Annotated in this window: 19 protein-coding genes and 3 tRNA genes; 17 read left to right on the forward strand and 5 right to left on the reverse strand. The window is 49.6% G+C overall.

Annotated features, from left to right (window positions below; genetic code table 11):
• Positions 1–84: 84 nt before the first annotated feature.
• Positions 85–160, forward strand: a tRNA-Glu gene (locus DBY95_RS00475).
• A 123-nt stretch (positions 161–283) separates the two neighbouring features.
• Positions 284–1,579, forward strand: coding sequence for a serine--tRNA ligase (gene serS / locus DBY95_RS00480; RefSeq protein ID WP_107723001.1), 1,296 nt, complete (start codon positions 284–286; stop codon positions 1,577–1,579).
• Between the two features lie 65 nt (positions 1,580–1,644).
• Here the strand turns inward: serS and DBY95_RS00485 are convergent, their stop codons facing one another.
• The 3 genes from DBY95_RS00485 to DBY95_RS00495 form a co-directional block, all read right to left on the reverse strand.
• Positions 1,645–1,884 (reverse strand): putative hemolysin, encoded by a 240-nt coding sequence (locus DBY95_RS00485; RefSeq protein ID WP_107723002.1) that lies wholly within the window; start codon positions 1,882–1,884, stop codon positions 1,645–1,647.
• Positions 1,885–2,013: 129 nt separating this feature from the next.
• Positions 2,014–2,817, reverse strand: coding sequence for a basic amino acid ABC transporter substrate-binding protein (locus DBY95_RS00490; protein ID WP_049347925.1), 804 nt, complete (start codon positions 2,815–2,817; stop codon positions 2,014–2,016).
• 76 nt (positions 2,818–2,893) lie between these two features.
• On the reverse strand, positions 2,894–3,145 hold the full coding sequence (locus DBY95_RS00495) for an NGO1151 family protein (RefSeq protein ID WP_003680526.1): 252 nt from the start codon (positions 3,143–3,145) through the stop codon (positions 2,894–2,896).
• A gap of 160 nt (positions 3,146–3,305) precedes the next feature.
• Between DBY95_RS00495 and DBY95_RS00500 the strand changes: the two genes are divergently transcribed.
• From DBY95_RS00500 to DBY95_RS00515, 4 genes are all read left to right on the forward strand, one after another.
• Positions 3,306–4,106, forward strand: a complete 801-nt coding sequence (locus tag DBY95_RS00500) for a hypothetical protein (protein ID WP_107723003.1) — start codon at positions 3,306–3,308, stop codon at positions 4,104–4,106.
• Between the two features lie 121 nt (positions 4,107–4,227).
• Positions 4,228–4,788 (forward strand): DUF3465 domain-containing protein, encoded by a 561-nt coding sequence (locus tag DBY95_RS00505; protein ID WP_107723004.1) that lies wholly within the window; start codon positions 4,228–4,230, stop codon positions 4,786–4,788.
• A 143-nt stretch (positions 4,789–4,931) separates the two neighbouring features.
• Entirely contained in the window at positions 4,932–6,101 is a 1,170-nt protein-coding gene (metZ, locus tag DBY95_RS00510) for an O-succinylhomoserine sulfhydrylase (RefSeq protein ID WP_107723005.1), read from the forward strand.
• 89 nt (positions 6,102–6,190) lie between these two features.
• Positions 6,191–6,397, forward strand: a complete 207-nt coding sequence (locus tag DBY95_RS00515) for a DUF2788 domain-containing protein (RefSeq protein ID WP_003747401.1) — start codon at positions 6,191–6,193, stop codon at positions 6,395–6,397.
• Between the two features lie 67 nt (positions 6,398–6,464).
• Here the strand turns inward: DBY95_RS00515 and DBY95_RS00520 are convergent, their stop codons facing one another.
• Positions 6,465–7,256, reverse strand: a complete 792-nt coding sequence (locus tag DBY95_RS00520; RefSeq protein WP_107723006.1) for a Cof-type HAD-IIB family hydrolase — start codon at positions 7,254–7,256, stop codon at positions 6,465–6,467.
• Between the two features lie 198 nt (positions 7,257–7,454).
• Positions 7,455–8,846, reverse strand: coding sequence for a 3'-5' exonuclease family protein (locus DBY95_RS00525; protein ID WP_049332047.1), 1,392 nt, complete (start codon positions 8,844–8,846; stop codon positions 7,455–7,457).
• A gap of 115 nt (positions 8,847–8,961) precedes the next feature.
• Here DBY95_RS00525 and DBY95_RS00530 point away from each other — a divergent pair.
• From DBY95_RS00530 to DBY95_RS00580, 11 genes are all read left to right on the forward strand, one after another.
• A tRNA-Arg gene (locus DBY95_RS00530) sits at positions 8,962–9,038 on the forward strand.
• A gap of 12 nt (positions 9,039–9,050) precedes the next feature.
• Positions 9,051–9,125: transfer RNA gene (locus DBY95_RS00535), tRNA-Glu, on the forward strand.
• A 169-nt stretch (positions 9,126–9,294) separates the two neighbouring features.
• Positions 9,295–11,520: a DNA internalization-related competence protein ComEC/Rec2 gene (locus DBY95_RS00540; RefSeq protein WP_107723007.1), complete on the forward strand. Its 2,226-nt coding sequence runs from the start codon at positions 9,295–9,297 to the stop codon at positions 11,518–11,520.
• A gap of 316 nt (positions 11,521–11,836) precedes the next feature.
• Entirely contained in the window at positions 11,837–12,457 is a 621-nt protein-coding gene (locus tag DBY95_RS00545; RefSeq protein ID WP_107723008.1) for a phosphoribosylanthranilate isomerase, read from the forward strand.
• A gap of 36 nt (positions 12,458–12,493) precedes the next feature.
• A complete protein-coding gene (locus tag DBY95_RS00550; RefSeq protein ID WP_107723652.1) occupies positions 12,494–13,096 on the forward strand; it encodes a DNA glycosylase in 603 nt (200 codons plus the stop codon).
• A gap of 4 nt (positions 13,097–13,100) precedes the next feature.
• Positions 13,101–13,511 carry a hypothetical protein gene (locus DBY95_RS00555; protein ID WP_107723009.1) on the forward strand — a complete coding sequence of 137 codons (411 nt, stop codon included), beginning with the start codon at positions 13,101–13,103 and terminating at the stop codon, positions 13,509–13,511.
• Positions 13,512–13,623: 112 nt separating this feature from the next.
• Positions 13,624–14,826, forward strand: coding sequence for a tryptophan synthase subunit beta (gene trpB / locus DBY95_RS00560; RefSeq protein WP_049322854.1), 1,203 nt, complete (start codon positions 13,624–13,626; stop codon positions 14,824–14,826).
• A 193-nt stretch (positions 14,827–15,019) separates the two neighbouring features.
• On the forward strand, positions 15,020–15,925 hold the full coding sequence (locus DBY95_RS00565) for a DMT family transporter (protein ID WP_107723010.1): 906 nt from the start codon (positions 15,020–15,022) through the stop codon (positions 15,923–15,925).
• Positions 15,926–15,977: 52 nt separating this feature from the next.
• Positions 15,978–17,267 carry an adenosylmethionine--8-amino-7-oxononanoate transaminase gene (gene bioA / locus DBY95_RS00570; RefSeq protein ID WP_107723653.1) on the forward strand — a complete coding sequence of 430 codons (1,290 nt, stop codon included), beginning with the start codon at positions 15,978–15,980 and terminating at the stop codon, positions 17,265–17,267.
• Complete coding sequence (gene bioD, locus DBY95_RS00575) at positions 17,264–17,920, forward strand: dethiobiotin synthase (protein WP_107723011.1); 657 nt, start codon at positions 17,264–17,266, stop codon at positions 17,918–17,920. The genes bioA and bioD overlap by 4 nt, the downstream gene beginning before the upstream one ends.
• Positions 17,910–18,404 (forward strand): chorismate--pyruvate lyase family protein, encoded by a 495-nt coding sequence (locus DBY95_RS00580; protein WP_107723012.1) that lies wholly within the window; start codon positions 17,910–17,912, stop codon positions 18,402–18,404. Before bioD ends, DBY95_RS00580 begins: the two co-directional genes overlap by 11 nt.
• Positions 18,405–18,415 lie beyond the last annotated feature (11 nt).

An 18,415-nucleotide genomic window follows, 5' to 3' on the forward strand; every position in this document is an offset into this window, starting at 1 on the left:
TACGGAAATCGGCAGCATCTTTAAAAAAGCAGTAAAAGCGTTGACAGAAGAAAAGGCTTTCTGTATAGTTCGCGCTTCGGTTACGCGCCCATCGTCTAGAGGCCTAGGACACTGCCCTTTCACGGCGGCAACCGGGGTTCGAATCCCCGTGGGCGTGCCAGAATTCTTAAAAACGCTCCTGCTTTTGCAGGGGCGTTTTTTGTTCTCAGACGGCCTATCGCTGTGAAAATATCTTTAAATTGGTTTACAATAATGCCATTCTGAATCTTAACGAGAGAAAACAATGTTAGACATCCAATTGCTCCGCAGCAATACCGCCGCAGTTGCCGAACGTTTGGCTGCACGCGGTTACGAGTTTGATACCGCGCGTTTCAACGCTTTGGAAGAGCAACGCAAAGCCGTTCAAGTGAAAACAGAAGAGTTGCAGGCTTCGCGCAACAGTATTTCCAAGCAGATCGGCGCGTTGAAAGGCCAAGGCAAACATGAAGAGGCTCAAGCTGCGATGGATCAGGTTGCTCAAATCAAGGCGGATTTGGAGCAGGCTGCCGCCGATTTGGATGCCGTTCAGAAGGAATTGGATGCTTGGCTGCTGAGCATTCCGAACCTGCCGCACGAAAGCGTGCCCGTCGGTAAAGACGAAACTGAAAACGTTGAAGTCCGCAAAGTCGGCACGCCGCGCGAATTTGACTTTGAAATCAAAGACCATGTTGATTTGGGCGAGCCTTTGGGCTTGGATTTCGAAGGCGGTGCGAAACTGTCCGGCGCGCGCTTTACCGTGATGAAAGGTCAAATCGCCCGTCTGCACCGCGCACTGGCGCAATTCATGCTGGACACGCACACGCTGCAACACGGCTATACCGAGCATTACACGCCTTACATTGTGGATGACCTGACCCTGCAAGGTACGGGTCAACTGCCTAAATTTGCAGAAGATTTGTTCCACGTTACCCGCGGCGGCGACGAGAGCAAAAAAACGCAATATCTGATTCCGACCGCCGAAGTAACGCTGACGAATACTGTTGCCGACAGCATCGTGGCCGGCAGTGATTTGCCGTTGAAATTAACTGCGCATTCCCCATGTTTCCGCTCCGAAGCGGGCGCATACGGTAAAGACGTGCGCGGTTTGATTCGCCAGCACCAATTCGACAAAGTGGAAATGGTGCAAATCGTTCACCCGGAAAAATCATACGAAGCGCTGGAAGAAATGGTCGGCCACGCTGAAAATATTTTGAAAGCGTTGGAACTGCCATACCGCGTGATCACTTTGTGTACCGGCGACATGGGTTTCGGCGCAACTAAAACCTACGACTTGGAAGTTTGGGTTCCGGCGCAAAATACTTATCGTGAGATTTCCAGCTGCTCCAACTGCGAAGATTTCCAAGCTCGCCGCATGAAAGCGCGTTTCAAAGATGAAAACGGTAAAAACCGTTTGGTACATACTTTGAACGGCTCAGGCTTGGCTGTCGGCCGTACTTTGGTGGCGGTATTGGAAAACCATCAAAATGCCGACGGCAGCATTAATGTTCCTGCTGCGTTGCAACCGTATATGGGTGGCGTGACCAAATTGGAAGTAAAATAATCGCTGTTTAAAAGAAAAGGCCGTCTGAAACTTGGGTTCAGACGGCCTTTTCTATGATTGAGTAATTATTTGTTGTGTTGACGGAAATATTCCCATTCTTCAACGACTTTACCATCAGGCAAGTGGCACACGCCGTATTCGTTGCCGTCTTTGTCTCTTTTGATTTCGGATTTGCCGCCTTGTTTGACGCAGAATTCGGAAGCCGGATTGGCTGCGCCGAGGTTAGGAGATTCTTGTTTTTCAGAAGCGGAGCAGGCGGCCAAAGCGGTTGCGGCAGCGAGGCTGAGGATGATGGGTTTGATCATGGTGTGTCTTTCATTTGAAAGATAAAAACAAGCGGATTATAGGGGACGCTTGCGTTTAATGGCGTTAACCAGATTAAAGGCCGTCTGAAAAGTTTTCAGACGGCCTTTAGTTTAAGAAGTCAAACCGGATTATTTGGCTGCTTCGGTTTTTTCGCCTTCTTTAGCAAAGTATTTGGCGTAAATTTTATCGTATTCGCCGCTTTCGCGTACTTTTTTCAGCGCATCGTTCAACATTTTGATGGTTGCTTCGTCGCCTTTGCGTGCAGCGATACCGTAGTTTTCGATGGTGAAGTCAGGCAGGGAGATGAAATCCAAGCCTTTAGTCGGGTTGTTTTTCACATAGTTGGCAATAACCGCGCTGTCGCTGACGACGGAATCCAAACCGCCGTTTTCCAATTCTTTGATAATCAGGGGAACGCTTTCAAAGCGGGCGATTTTCGGATTGTCGTTGCCCAAGAGTTTGGAAACGGAGAAGTCGCCGGTGTAGCCGGTTACCACGCCGACTTTGGCCATGTTTTTCAGGTCTTCGGAAGAAGCCACTTTTTTGCCTTTTGGAACGAGGACAACTTGAGTGATTTCAAAGTATGGATCGCTGAAGAGCATGCTTTGTTTGCGGTCGTCAGTGATGGTTACGCCGGACATAACGATGTCCACGTCGCCGTTGTTCAGAGAAGGGAAGAGGCTTTCCCATGGCTGGTGTTTGAATTCGACTTTGAAGTTGCCGGCTTTGGCCATGGCATTCATCAAATCTACGTCAAAACCTTCCACTTTGCCGGCAGAATCCAAAGATTCAAATGGGGCAAACTCGGCGTTGGAGCCGACACGGTACACTTTATCGGCAGGAGCAGAGGCATTGTTGCTTTGACCGCCGCAGGCAGTCAGGGCAAGGGCGGAACAAGCGAGGGCAGTGGCCAGCCATTTTTTCATGTTCATGATATGTGCTTTCTTAATAAAATGTTAACGGATAAAATCTTAGTTTAGCATAATTTTGTGAACAAACTAGCCGAAATCAGTGGTCTTTTTCTCGGAAAAATGCGTAGGTTACGTCATGGAAGAGGTCGGTGTGCGGACTGTCTTCATAGCTCAATTCCGCCAACGCGTCTTCAAAGGCAAGCTGGATGGATTCTACGGCATCGTTGGCCATGTCGGAGGGCAGGGAGCGGATAAGGCCTTTCAGCGCGGTAGCGAGGACGTGGTTTTGCATACGCAAAGCGTCGTTGGCCTCTTCCAGATATTCGAGGCGTTGTTCGATGCTGCTCATGATGTATCCTTGAGTATTAAATAAAATAGTGATTATATAGCGAATTAATATTAAAATGTGACGCTTGCGCCGGCTTGCCGGATATGTCCAACCATTGGCCGTATTTCAAGTAATTTTAGGTTTGAAATACGGTTCACAATAAAAATGAAAAAACGAGATTATGGAAAACAACCGTCTTGACCCCACAGCCCTCGAGGAAGAAGACCTGAATTGGGAAAAACGCCTGGAAAGATTGCGTCAGGCACGACAATTTAATACCGCGCCGACTCATGCGCCATTGGTTAAAAAATCGGACGACGCTGTAGAAGCTGCTCCTAAAACCGCGCCTAAAAAAGAATATAAACTGGATGCTGACAATCGTGAAAAAGTATTGGAAGAGTATTTGTATCGTTGGCAGCTGGAACACAATACTGCTTTGGCTGACGATGGCGAAGCAGTGGAAACCGATGCAATGGTGGTTTTGCAGGATAACTGGTTGAGCGCGCAATCGGCATTGCAGGCCGCGGCTTCAGAGCGTCATATCGAATCGACCCGCACCGTCAGACTGAATCCGAAATCAGGTGCCGTAGATTTTGATGTGCCTGAAGTGGAAGAAACTGAAAAACCGGAAAATGATGATACGGAAGCGGCTGAAGAGGCGGTTTCAGACGGACTTGAAAAAGAACCGGCCATTAATGTCCATATCAATGTATTGAACCCGCAGGCGATTGGCCGTCGGGAAGTATTCTGCGTTTCTGAAAAAGATTTGACCGAGCGTCTGATTAAGCGTTTGCGCCCCCATGTGGCCGATGCAGTCAACGGCATGATTCGGATTGCCGTGCAAAAACAAATGGCCTTGTTCACTTACCAGTTGCAGCAAATGCTGAACGAGCAGGCGCCGGGCTTGGTGGAGGATGTATTGGAACACAACGTCAAACGTATTTTGGACGATATGAAGACTGAAATGAAATACCGCCGTTGAGTATCTGGGCCGTCTGAAAAGTTTCAGACGGCCTTTGGCATAAATTTCCCTTAAAATTTTGCGAAGCGTGTATAATGGCGGCTCACGTTTTCGTGATAAATATCCTTTCTAAATAGTTGATATGCCCGATGCAGAATCGGGCATTTTTTTTGAGATTGTTATGAATAAAAATAAAATCATTGTATTGCTGATTGCTTTGGTTGCCGTATTTGCCTATAACAAAATGCAAAACAAGCAGCCGGTACAATCGCAGAATCAGCAGAAAATAGAAGCTGTTCAAAAACAAAATAATGCGGGTAAAAAGAATGCCGATACGGCTCAGCAGCAAATCGGTTCAGGCAAAGAATCAGCCGAAGCGGTTTTGAAACAGGCGTTTGAAAACGAGCAAAGCGATATTCAGGTTGAGGGCGAGGGTACGGTATGGAAAACCCTCCCGGATGACAACAAAGGCACGCGCCATCAACGCTTTATCTTGAAGCTTTCCAGCGGTCAAACGCTTTTGGTGGCGCATAATATCGATTTGGCCGATAAAATCAAAGGCTTGAAAAAAGGTGATAAAGTAGCGTTTTACGGTGAATATGAATGGTCGGAGCAGGGCGGCGTTATCCATTGGACGCATCATGATCCGGCAGGCCGGCATACTGACGGCTGGTTGAAACACGATGGCCGCCTTTATCAGTAAAAACGGTTTTCCTGTTTTTTCAGACGGCCCGAAACACGGCCTTCGGCTTGAAAGATGGTAGAAATCGGCGCAAAATGTTAACAAGTTAAACAGACGGAAAATATTGTTTCGTCCATTGGAATACACAGTAGATTGGAGAATAAATGAACAAAAAACTTCATCCGCAAACGCTGGCCATCCGGGGCGGCAAAGAGCAGACCGAATATCGCGAACACAATCAGGCGCTGTTTTTGACCAGCAGCTTCATGTGGGAAAGCGCGCAACATGCGGCAGATTTGTTTTCCAAAAAAATTAAAGGTTTTACCTATACCCGTACAGCCAATCCGACTACTGCCGCTTTTGAAAAACGCATTGCCGCATTGGAAGGCGCAGAGCGTGCGGTAGCCACTTCGACCGGTATGTCCGCGATTCAGGCAGCGTTTTTTACCTTCTTGCAAGCCGGTGATCATGTTATTTCCAGCCGCAGCCTGTTTGGTACAACTGTCGGTTTCATCAATAACATCGTTACCAAGTTCGGCATCGAAGTCAGCCATGTATCGCCGGTTGATGTAGATGAATGGAAAGCTGCCATCAAGCCCAATACCAAACTGTTTTTCTTGGAAACTCCGTCCAATCCATTGGGCGAAGTTGCCGATTTGGAAGTGCTGGCTGAACTGGCGCACAGCATCGGCGCGCTTTTGGTGGTGGACAATAGCCTCTTATCGCCCGTCGGTTCTCAGCCTTTGAAACACGGTGCGGATATTTCCGTTTCTTCCGCAACCAAAGCCATCGACGGCCACGGCCGCGTGATGGGTGGCGTGTTGGCCGGTTCGGAAGAATTGATGACGCAAGTTGCCATGTATTGCAACTCTTGCGGTTTGGCAATGTCTCCGTTTAACGCATGGCAGTTGTTGAGCGGTGTAGAAACCTTATCGCTGCGTATGGAAAAACAGTTCGACAATGCATTAAAAATCGCCCAATGGCTGCAACAACAGCCGCAAGTCCAAGCCGTATATTACACCGGTTTGCCCGACCATCCGCAGGCAGAGCTTATCCGCAAGCAACAAAACGGTGGCGGCATCGTCATCGGCTTTGAAGTCGCCGACCAAGAATCCGCATGGAAAGTCGTGGACGGCGTGGAGCTTTTCTCCCGTACTGCCAACCTCGGCGATGTGCGTTCAACCATCACCCATCCGTGGACAACCACGCACGGCCGGATGCAGCCTGAAGAAAAACTCGCCGCCAATATCCGCCCGGGCTTGATCCGTCTCTCTGTCGGTTTGGAACACATCGACGATTTGATTGATGATTTGCAACAAGCATTGAACAAATAATCTAAAAACAAATTTCAGACGGCCTTAAATTTTAATAGGCCGTCTGAAAGCAATTAAACACACATCTTAAGAATAAAAGGAAAAAAATAATGTCTGAAGCAGAATTCGCCTCATGGGCAATGAAAATCCTCCTCACCGGCCTGATTATCTTTTTGGGCTTTATCGTTTGGAACTTGGGTAAAGAATCCAAAGCCGGCAAATTCGGCATTGCCATGCTCTTCTTGGTTTTGGGCTTGGGTGTGTTTGGATTCGTATTTAAAGAATTGCTGATTAGCTTTTTGGTATTGCCGAAGTAAGCATTACCTTGCTGGAAAACGTACAAGGCCGTCTGAAAATGTTCAGACGGCCTTTTGATTTGATGGTTTAAATGACGCCCAATTCTTGCAAGCCGCGCAGTACGCCGTCTTCATCGATACTTGGGCAGACGAATTGTGCGGCAGCTTTGGCTGCTTCTTCGCCATTGCCCATGGCAACGCCAAAGCCGACGGTTGACAGCATTTCCAAGTCGTTGAAGCTGTCGCCGAATGCCATTACTTTGCTCATATCAATGCCCAGTTTTTCCACTGCGTGGGCGATGCCCCGTGCTTTTGAACCTTCTTTGCGCAGCAGGTCCACAGCATATTCATGCCAGCGGACGGATTTGAAGCCGTGTTGTTGGGTCAGGGGTTGCAGGATTTTTTCTTCTTCCTTATCCACAAAGACCAACATTTGATAAACAGGCTGTTTGCGGAAATATTCTTTGTCCGTCAGGAAGTTGGGCAGGATATGCGATAAGCCTTCGACAACGCGCGGCGAATGGGAGGAAACGGCAATTTCTTGGTTGTTGACGAATGCGTAGTCTATTTTGTGTTGTTCAAGCAGGTTGATGGCGGTTTCTATGTCGGCAATGTCCAATGGGTAGCTTTGCAGGGGTTTGCCGCGAAAGGAAATATATTGGCCGTTGATGGTAACGAGCATGTCGATACCGCATTCTTGAATCAAGGCTTTGACTTTGGCGGGAATGGCGGCTTCCGGACGGCCGGTGGCAATGGCAGTTAAAATGCCTTTGGCTTTTAATGCGCGCATGGCTTGGGCAACCGAAGGACGTAAGGTATCCGTGTATTTTCGGTAGAGGGTGTCGTCGATGTCAAAGAAGATGATTTCAGGGTTGTTCATGGTTTACTCGTTGGGCTGGGTATACACAGCTTTCATTGAAAATTGTGTGAACAGCTTGTGTATAAATTGGTTTAGTATTTGATTGCTATTATAAAAATAAGTTCTGATTAAATTTTAGGCAGATTTTTATTTTGAGAATAAAGTGGAAAGTTATTCACAATAGGCCGTCTGAAGATTTGGTTTTCAGACGGCCTTGTTTTAAGCAATCAAACGGATATTTTCCTTGTCTTGCCTGAATTTGTTTTTAATCACAAGAGGCAGACTGCTGTCGAAATACCAGCTTCCATCAGGCAATGCCAACGCGCCGCCGGCGCAGAGCAGAGTAATGCTGTTTCCGGTCAGGGGATCGGTTTCGGTAATTTCAATTTCGTGCGCTTTGCCCCAATCGGTTACGGGGAGTAGGGCGGCCAGCTCGGTAATGCGTTGATTTTGATGTTTGATGCCGTTTGACTGGCGGCAGTTACCATTGCATTTTCCGACGGCCTCGACAGGGCAGGGTTCGCCTTTTGCGTAGCTGGTCGGCAAAATATTGAGCGAATCCGGGCAGAGTCTGTGTTCTTGCGACCATTGCGTCAAAGCGCGTTTGGCTGCTTTTTTGTGGGCAAACAAACCGTAAGGGCGCCAATTTCTGGTGCCGCTGTTTAACAAGACAATGCGTGCTTGAAGGCTGCCGTGTTCGTCAGCGATAAAGCGGACGGTAGAAAACGATGTGGACTTTTCAGACGGCATCAGTTGGTATTCCTGCATGGTCTGGGCTTTGAGCCATAATGTATGGAGCTGTCCGACTGCAGGAATAAAACGGATGGAGGTTGCGGCTTTGATGTGCGGCGGCAGTTTTTTGCTGTGCAGCAGGGTAGCGGTTTCACTGTATGCGCGTTCATGTGCTTCAATGGCTTGGGCTTTGCCGAAATGGTCAAACCAAACCAATACGCCGTAACTGTCGGGCAGGGCATAGAGCTGTTGGGCAAGCGAATCAGGCAGCCAAGTGGGCAACATTTTCGGATTCATCAATACACGGACGTGTTCGTCCCATTGTTGATGATTTTTTTCTGCCAGACTTAATTCGAGATAATCACACAATGCGGTAACATCGGTCATGGCGCGGTGGCGGTTGGCCGTCTGAATGCCGGTGCGTTCGATAATGCTGTCGAGGCTGTGTTTGTAAAACTCAGGATACAGGCGGCGCGACAGTTGAACTGTACAGAGCGAGGGTGCGGCAAAGTCAGTATGGATACGGGCAAACTCGTGGCGCAGGAAGGTGTAGTCAAAGCGGCTGTTGTGTGCAACAACCACTGCACCTTGCAACAGCGGCAACAAATCGGCTGCAATATCGGCAAAGACAGGCGCGTTTTTCACCGTTTCATCATGAATTCCGGTCAGTCTGGCAACAAATTCGGGAATGCTGCGGCAAGGATTGACCAATTGCTCGTAATGTGTGGCGCGTCCTTGCTCAAAACGAACAAGGGCGACTTCCGTTATCCTGTCTTGATAGAAATTTCCACCGGTCGTCTCCAAATCCACCACGACCACAGGTCGTCCCAAACGGGAAAATGCTTCGGATAAGAGCGGCCAGCGTGCGAAATCTGACATTTTATTCTCTGTAAATTCAATAGCAAATGCGCATTTTACACGCTGTCTGCAAGTTTTCCAAATTAAACGCTTGACAGTAAACAGCCCTCTCTTTATAATTCAAATCTTTCTTGATGCACCCGTAGCTCAGTTGGATAGAGTATCTGGCTACGAACCAGAGGGTCGGGCGTTCGAATCGCTCCGGGTGCGCCACAGAGAATCTCCGCGCCCATCGTCTAGCGGTTAGGACATCGCCCTTTCACGGCGGTAACCGGGGTTCGATTCCCCGTGGGCGTGCCAGTTTATAAAAAAGCGCAATCTGTTTCGGATTGCGCTTTTTTGCGTCTATCAGTTTTGAAATGATTTGAACCTCTCTTTTTATCAGTTAACGCTGGTTGGTATTTGTCATAATATACTAAAAGCATTTATTATTACATATCTAATAATCATAATTTAAGGGAAAACGTTCATGGCGTGGTGGTTTGTGTTGCCTGCTTGGGTGGTTGGGGTAGTGCTTTCGTTTGCGTTGCCGTTTGTGCCGCCATGGTGGGTTTGGTTGGCTGTAATTATTGGCGCGCTTGCGTTGTGTCGAAGATTTGCTGTGGCTTGGTTGGTGCTGGCTGTTTGCGTGGGCATGGCGTTTGGTGTGTGGCGGACTGGGCTGGTTTTGGCTGGTCAATGGCCTGTGGGGGAGGCTGCGGCTAAAGTTTTGATGGTTGAAGTGGCGGATATGCCGCGTGATGATGGTCGGCGCGTGCAGTTTGCGGCAAGGGCTTGGGATGAGCGTGGGCAGGTTTTTGATTTGATGTTGTCGGATTATCAGCGGCGCGATTGGGTGGTGGGCAGCAGGTGGTCTGTATCGGCTCGGGTAAGGCCGGTAATCGGTGAAGTGAATGTGCGCGGTTTGAACCGTGAAACATGGGCTTTGGCCAATGGTATCGATGGCATGGGTACTTTGGGGCGCGACAGGAAACTCGTGCGGCAAGGTGGTGGTTTTGGTTTGGCTGATATGCGTGATGCGGTAAGCCGGAGTTGGCAGAGAACGGCGGACAAATATCCTGAGTTTTCAGACGGCATAGGGCTGATGCGTGCTTTGAGTATTGGCGAGCAATCGGCGTTGCGGCCGCCTTTGTGGCAGGCATTCCGTCCTTTGGGGTTGACGCACTTGGTCAGCATTTCGGGCTTGCATGTGACGATGGTGGCGGTATTGTTTGCCTGGCTGATTAAGCGAATTTTCCGTTATTTGCTGTGGATTCCGGCAAAACCGCGTGTGTGGATATTGGCTGGCGGTTTTGCTGGTGCTTTGTTTTATGCGCTTTTGGCCGGTTTTTCTGTACCGACGCAACGCAGTGTGTTGATGTTGGCTGCGTTTGCGTGGGCATGGTGGCGCGGCAGTGGCGGCTCGGGCTGGACGGCGTGGTGGCAGGCCTTGGCCGTTGTTTTGCTGTTGGACCCGTTGGCAGTATTGGGCGTGGGAACTTGGTTGTCTTTCGGCTTGGTTGCTGCTTTGATTTGGGCTTCATCAGGTCGTCTGAAAGAGTCGGGCTGGCGTTTGGCTGTACGGGGGCAATGGGCGGCAACGGTGTTGTCGGTGGTATTGCTGGGCTATTTGTTTGCTTCGTTACCTTTGCTCAGTCCGTTGGTTAATGCGCTGGCTATTCCTTGGTTTTCTTGGGTGTTGACGCCGTTGGCTTTGCTGGGTTCGGTTTTTCCGTTTGAACTTGTTCAGTTGGTAGCGGCATTTTTGGCGGAATATACTTTACGCGGTTTGGTATGGCTGGCTACGGTATCGCCTGAATTTGCCGTCGCAGCGGCGCCTGTGCCTTCGCTGGTGTTGGCGATGATGGCGGCTTTGCTGTTATTGCTGCCCAAAGGAATGGGCTTGAAACCTTGGGCATGTCTGGTTTTATTGGGTTTTGTGTTTTACCGTCCTGCCAAGCTGGAGGAAGGGATGGCAAGAGTTACGGTGATGGATGCAGGACAAGGTTTGTCGGTGTTGGTGCAAACGCGCAACCGCAATCTTTTGTTTGATACAGGAACGGAGCAAGTGGCGCAAACAGGTATTGTGCCGAGTTTGAATGCTATGGGTGTGCGCCGTTTGGACAGCCTGATTTTGTCGCACCATGATATTGATCATGACGGTGGTTTTCAAAGTGTAGCGGCTGTCGGTACCGATAAATTGCTTGCCGGACAACCTGAGTTTTATCCGAATGCAGAGTTTTGCCAAGAAGACAAATGGCAATGGGACGGCGTAGATTTTGAGTTGCTCAGGCCGTCTGAAAATACGGGCAAGGAAGATAACGACCAAAGCTGCGTATTGCGTGTCGTGGCAAACGGCAAAGCCTTGTTGATAACCGGCGATTTAGGCGTGAAGGGCGAGGCCGGTTTGATTGAGAAATACGGCAATGCGCTGTATAGCCAAGTGTTGGTATTGGGCCATCACGGCAGCAGCACGGCTTCGTCGGGCAGCTTTCTGCATACGGTTTCGCCGCAATATGCCGTGGCATCCAGCGGCTATGCCAATGCCTACAAACATCCGACCGTTGCCGTACAAAATCGTGTCCGCGCGCACGGCATTACTTTGTTGAGAACGGATTTGTCAGGCGCGTTGGTGTTTGCTTTGGGACAGGGCGATATATTTCAAGGCCGTTTGAAAAAGGATAAGTTTTATTGGCAGAAGAAACCGTTTGAGTAAAAAGGATAAAAGGCCGTCTGAAAGACTTTTCAGACGGCCTTAATATTTTTTATTGACGGGCGTTATCCAAATTTTGTGTGAATCCAATTGTGGATAGGTTGGTTTGATATTTGATAATAAAGAATAAATTAATCGTGATGAAAAAATAGGCAGTTTAGAAATAGGGGAATAATCACAAAGTTATTAGTAATATCGGCTGATGGTTGTTTTAAAGTTTAAGGCCGTCTGAACCTGATATTTCATGTTCAGACGGCCTTAAACTTTGTGTTTGTTAACTATATAATATCCGACCCATCTGTTTAAAAAGGCAATCCCCATGAACACCATACGCACCAAAATTTGCGGTATTACCCGACCTGAAGACGCGCTGGCCGCGGCCGAATTGGGCGCGGATGCCATCGGGCTGGTGTTTTACGCCAAGAGCAAACGGGCAGTGAATATTGAGCAGGCGCAGGCGGTTGTGAAAAACCTGCCGCCGTTTGTATCGGTGGTGGCCTTGTTTGTGAATGAAAACGAGCAAACCATCCGTAAGATTTTGTGTCAGGTGCCGATAGATGTGATTCAGTTTCACGGCGATGAAGACGATGATTTTTGCCGTCGGTTTGACCGCCCGTATTTGAAGGCCGTGCGTGTACAGTCAGCTGCCGATATTCAGACGGCCTGTGCCAAATTTCCGAATGCCCGCGCCTTGCTGTTTGATGCTTATCATCCGACCGAATACGGCGGTACGGGACAAAGTTTCGATTGGACCATGTTGCACGGCAATATCGGCAAACCGTGGATACTTGCCGGAGGATTGACTGCGGAAAACGTTGCCGAAGCGGTAAAAATCAGTGGCGCTGCGGCGGTAGATGTGTCCGGCGGCGTAGAAATCTCCGGTGGGGTTAAGAGCAGGGATAAAATGGCGGCGTTTATTCAGGCAGTAAAGGCCGTCTGAAATTTTGTTTGAATGAAAAACAACCGGAATACAGATATGCAAGAGCCAATCGTCGAGTCCCACCCCTTTGCAGCCTTGTTGCCACCGCAGGCAACAGTCATGATGATGGGGACGTTTCCGCCTAAAGAAGAAAAACACGCGATGCAGTTTCATTATCCGAATTTTCAAAACGATATGTGGCGTGTGTATGGGTTGGTGTTTTTTGGTGATGCGACGCATTTTCAAAAGCAGGGCGAAAAGGCGTTTGATGCCGATAAAATCAAAGCGTTTTTGAGTGAGAAGGGGATTGCATCCTGTCCGACCGTGTTGAAGGCAATACGCGAACATGGTAATGCTTCGGATAAGTTTTTAAAAGTGATAGAAACCGTCGATTTAGCGGCAGTATTGGCACAAATGCCCGAGTGCCGCCATCTTTGCACCACTGGCGGCAAGGCAACCGAAGTTTTGTTGGAGATTCAAGGCAGCGGCATGAAAATGCCGAAGACCGGTGAAACAGTACTGTTCCCCTATGCTGGACGTGAGTTAACCCTGACGCGCCTGCCCTCGACTTCGCGTGCCTATCCTTTGAGTTTGGCGAAAAAAGCGGCGGCGTATCGGGCTTTTTTTGAAACGGCTGGATTGACTGTTTTTCAGGAGTAAGGCGATGGACCGTTATGAAATTTCTTTAATGACGTTTATGGCTTTGTGGTGGCTTTTTAATGTCGTCTCAGTGTGGCTGAAGGCCAAACAATGGCATATCAAGGTATTGTTGGGCGGAACGCTTTTGTATGTGATACAAATATCTGCAGTCATTATGTCTGTTAACGGCCTTAATTGGATATTTTTGAACGTAAGCACTATAAATACCAATGAGTTGATTATTGCTTTGCTTGTGCTTAACTTTTTGGGTTGTTGGTTGCTGGCGCTGTGGCTGGGGATGTTGGTATTAAAACTATGCATGAGAAACAAAAACAAAGAAAAATATATTGCGCCGCCGTTGGGTACGGCATTGATTGCAACATCGAGCTGTACGCTGTTGTTCCTATTTTGTCTGCTGATATTATTATTCAATTAGTTGCCGACAAGATGAATGGAAAACAGCTATAATTGCTGACAATTTTTACTTTCAGACGGCCTTTTACTGAATCAGGCCGTCTGAAACCATAAAACGAACAAGGAAAAATCCCATGAAAAATTATCACGCTCCCGACGAGAACGGCTTTTTCGGCGAACACGGCGGCCTGTACGTTTCCGAAACCCTGATTCCTGCTTTGCAAGAATTGGCAGAAGCCTATAAAGCAGCGAAAGAAGATCCTTCATTTTGGGAAGAGTTCCGCCATGATTTGAAACACTATGTCGGCCGACCCAGCCCTGTTTACCATGCCGCGCGATTGTCCGAGCATTTGGGCGGCGCGCAAATCTGGCTGAAGCGTGAAGATTTGAACCACACCGGCGCACACAAAGTGAACAACACCATCGGTCAGGCATTGCTCGCCCGCCGCATGGGTAAAAAACGCGTGATTGCCGAAACCGGCGCGGGTCAGCACGGCGTGGCTTCTGCCACCGTCGCCGCACGCTTCGGCATGACTTGCGATGTGTACATGGGCGCGGACGATATCCAACGTCAAATGCCCAATGTGTTCCGTATGAAGCTGCTTGGTGCGAACGTGGTCAGTGTTGACAGCGGCAGCCGTACATTGAAAGACGCGATGAACGAAGCCATGCGCGAATGGGTGGCGCGTGTGGATGATACGTTCTACATCATCGGCACTGCCGCAGGCCCTGCGCCGTATCCTGAAATGGTACGCGATTTCCAATGCGTGATCGGCAATGAAGCCAAAGAGCAAATGTTGGAAGCCATCGGCCGCCAACCTGATGTTGCCGTTGCCTGCGTAGGCGGCGGCTCGAACGCCATCGGTTTGTTCCATCCCTATATCGAAGAAGAAAACGTACGTTTGGTCGGCGTAGAAGCAGGCGGTTTGGGTGTGGATACGCCCGATCACGCCGCACCGATTACCAGCAAAGCCCCTATCGGCGTATTGCACGGTTTCCGCAGCTATTTGATGCAGGACGAAAACGGCCAAGTTTTGGGTACGCACTCTGTTTCCGCAGGATTGGACTACCCAGGCATCGGCCCGGAACACAGCCATTTGAACGACATCAACCGTGTGGAATACACCGTTGCCAAAGACGACGAAGCACTTGAAGCCTTTGATTTGCTCTGCCGTTTTGAGGGCATTATTCCTGCGCTGGAGTCCAGCCATGCCGTTGCTTGGGCGGTGAAAAACGCGCCTAAAATGAGCAAAGACCAAGTGATTTTGGTCAACCTCTCTGGTCGTGGCGATAAAGACATTAATACCGTGGCGAAACTCAAAGGCATTGAGTTGTAAGCCTTATTGATTGAGCAGCAAAGGCCGTCTGAAAAAGCTGGATTTCAGTCTTTCAGACGGCCTTTGTTTCCGTAATGATTAGCGTAGTATTTTATCCGCGCAAACTCTATTAAGTATCGGCGGCTAAGGAAATTTATCCTTCCAAACCGAGCTTGTACGCTTTCTAAACCGATTATTCAAGTTATCCATCACCATGAAACATTTAGCAATCCATCTAAAACTATTGGGCATGGCGGCGTTTTGGGGCGCATCTTGGCCGATGGGGCGGATGCTGGGACAGGCGTTGCCGCCTTTAACGGGCGGTATGCTGCGCTTTTTGACGGCGGCAATCTTGCTTTTGGGCTGGCTGTTTGCACGGTATCGATTGCGTACTTTGGCAGTTTTGTCGCGCAAACAATGGCTTGGATTGGCACTGGCGGCGGCATTCGGCGTATTTGGTTTTACTGTGTTGTCTATGCTGGGTTTGCAGCGGATTCCTGCTTCAAGGGCGACGGTGTTGGTCACGTTCAATCCTGTGTTGACGATGTTTTTTGCGGCTTTGCTGTTTGGCGAGAAGCTCAACGGCAAGATTGTGTCGGGCATGTTGTTGGCAGTGGCAGGTTCGATATGGGCGGTCACGCATGGCGAGATTGCGGCATTTTTGTCGGGCGGCGGCATAGGGTGGGGCGAAGTGCTGGTGTTTTTCAGCCTTTGCTGCTTGGTTACTTATACGATGATAGGTAGGGCGGTGTTGCAGGGGATTGATGCGCTGACGGTCACCGTGGCTACCGCTTGGCTGGGTGCAATGATGTTGCTGCCGCCTGCGCTGATTTCAGACGGCCTGCCGTTTGGTATGCTTGCCGAAATGGACGGCAGGGGCTGGTTTGCTTTGATTGGGTTGTCTGTCGGGGCAACGGTCTTGAGCTATGCGTGGTATTTTGAAGGCGTGAAGACTTTGGGTGCCGGCAGCGCGGCGGCGTACATCACTTTGGTGCCGGTATTCGGCATTTTGTGTTCCGCTTGGTTTTTGGGCGAGGCATTGCATGTTTCCTTGGTTGTCGGCTGTTTGGCGGCGGTGAGCGGATTGGCGTTGATGCAGTACGGAAGACGTGCCGTCTGAAAAGGTAAATATGTTATATAATAATGAAACTGATCAAACCATTGTTTTCAACATGTCTGAACATTCCTCCCTGCTCGATTTCGACCGTACCCATCTGCTCCATCCCTATACTTCCATGACCGACCCATTGCCTGTTTATCCGGTGCGCCGAGCGGAAGGTGTACACATCGAATTGGCGGACGGCACGCGGCTGATTGACGGGATGTCGTCTTGGTGGTGTGCGATACACGGCTACAATCATCCCGTTTTGAATCAGGCGGTTGAGGCGCAGATTAAGCAGATGTCGCATGTGATGTTCGGCGGTTTGACGCATGAGCCTGCGGTGGAGCTAGGCAAATTGTTGGTCGGGATTTTGCCGCAGGGGCTGGACCGTATTTTTTATGCGGATTCGGGTTCGGTTTCGGTGGAAGTCGCGTTGAAGATGGCAGTGCAATACCAGCAGGCGCGGGGTTTGACCGCGAAGCAGAATATTACGACGGTACGGCGCGGGTATCACGGCGATACTTGGAACGCGATGTCGGTCTGCGATCCGGAAACGGGGATGCACCATATTTTCGGCAGCGCTCTGCCGCAGCGTTATTTTGTCGATAATCCGAAAAGCCGTTTCGACGATGAATGGGACGGGGCGGATTTGCAGCCTGTCCGCGCCTTGTTTGAAGCACATCATGCGGATATTGCCGCCTTTATTTTGGAACCGGTCGTGCAGGGCGCGGGCGGCATGTATTTTTATCATCCGCAATATCTTCGCGGATTGCGCGATTTATGCGACGAATTTGATATCGTGTTGATTTTTGACGAAATTGCCACCGGATTCGGGCGCACGGGCAAGATGTTTGCCTGCGAACACGCGGAGGTCGTGCCGGATATTATGTGTATCGGCAAGGGCTTGAGCGGCGGCTATATGACGCTGGCGGCGGCAATCACTTCGCAAAAAGTTACCGAAACAATTTCGCGCGGCGAAGCGGGTGTGTTCATGCACGGCCCGACATTTATGGCAAACCCGCTGGCGTGTGCCGTTGCCTGCGCTTCGGTCAAACTGCTTTTGTCCCAAGATTGGCAGGCAAATATCCGCCGCATCGAAAGCATCTTAAAAGGCCGTTTGAAAGCTGCATGGGACATTCGCGGCGTGAAAGACGTGCGCGTTTTGGGTGCTATCGGGGTGATCGAGCTGGAAAAAGGTGTGGATATGGCGCGTTTTCAAGCGGATTGCGTGATGCAGGGCATTTGGGTGCGTCCATTCGGCAGGCTGGTGTACCTCATGCCGCCTTACATTATTTCAGACGGCCTCTTAACCGAACTTGCCGACAAAACCGTGCACATTTTGAAGGAACACAACAAATGAAAGGCGTTTACTTCGTCAGCGGCATTGATACGGACATTGGCAAAACCGTCGCCACCGGCATGTTGGCAAAACAATTATTGCAGCAAGGCAAAAGCGTAATCACGCAAAAGCCTGTGCAAACTGGTTGCCAAGACATCGCTGAAGACATCGCCGTCCACCGTAAAATCATGGGCATACCCATGCAGGAAGCCGACAAGCAAGGGCTGACCATGCCCGAAATCTTCAGCTATCCCGCCTCGCCCCATCTCGCCGCCCGTCTTGGCGGCAGGGCTTTGGATTTGGACAAAATCCGTACCACCACTCAAGAGTTGGCGACGCAATACGAAATCGTCTTGGTCGAAGGCGCGGGTGGATTGATGGTTCCGCTGACGGAAAATCTATTAACCATTGATTATATTCAGCAACAAGATTATCCCGTCATCCTCGTTACCAGCGGACGGCTCGGCAGTATCAACCACACCCTGCTCAGCTTCACCGCGCTCAAACAATACGGCATCAGCCTGTACAGCCTGATTTTCAACCATATTCACGACAGCAAAGATGAAACCGTTGCCGGCGATACTTTGGAATATCTTAAAGGCCGTCTGAAAGATGAGTTTCCCGAAGCCAAATGGCAGGAGTTGGCCAAGACAGGGGTGTCAGATGGAGCTTGATATACCGCGTGGCACGCTTTGTTCACATGCCGAAGCTTCAAGTCTTTTGCCGTCTAAGGCCGAACATCTACTGACTGTTTCTTCGCTAACCGCCGCTCTGCGCGCATCAGGCAAGGATTTTTCAGTCGAGCCCGTGTATTTGGGTTTGACGAAGGGAGCAGAAAACGGAGACGAAATCTTTGTGCGCGATGTTTTGCTGAAACTGGACGGCGAAACAGTGATACAAGCTAGAAGCGCGTGCAGACCGGATAGCCGTCTATGGACAGAATTATTGGATTGCGGAACGCAGCCTTTGGGCGAGCGCCTGTTTGACGGTACATTGCCGTTGAAACGTTCGGATTTTGAGTTTCTTCGTTTTGAAGATTCCGACCATCCATCTTTCAGACGGCCTGTTACCGCGCGCCGCTCGTATTTCGATTGGAACGGCGAAACATTGGAATTAACAGAATATTTCTTATTGAAATTAATGGATTTATACCGATAAGGCTGTCTGAA

It is taken from the genome of Neisseria subflava (assembly GCF_003044935.1).
In the GTDB taxonomy this organism is placed as follows: Bacteria; Pseudomonadota; Gammaproteobacteria; order Burkholderiales; family Neisseriaceae; genus Neisseria; species Neisseria subflava_E.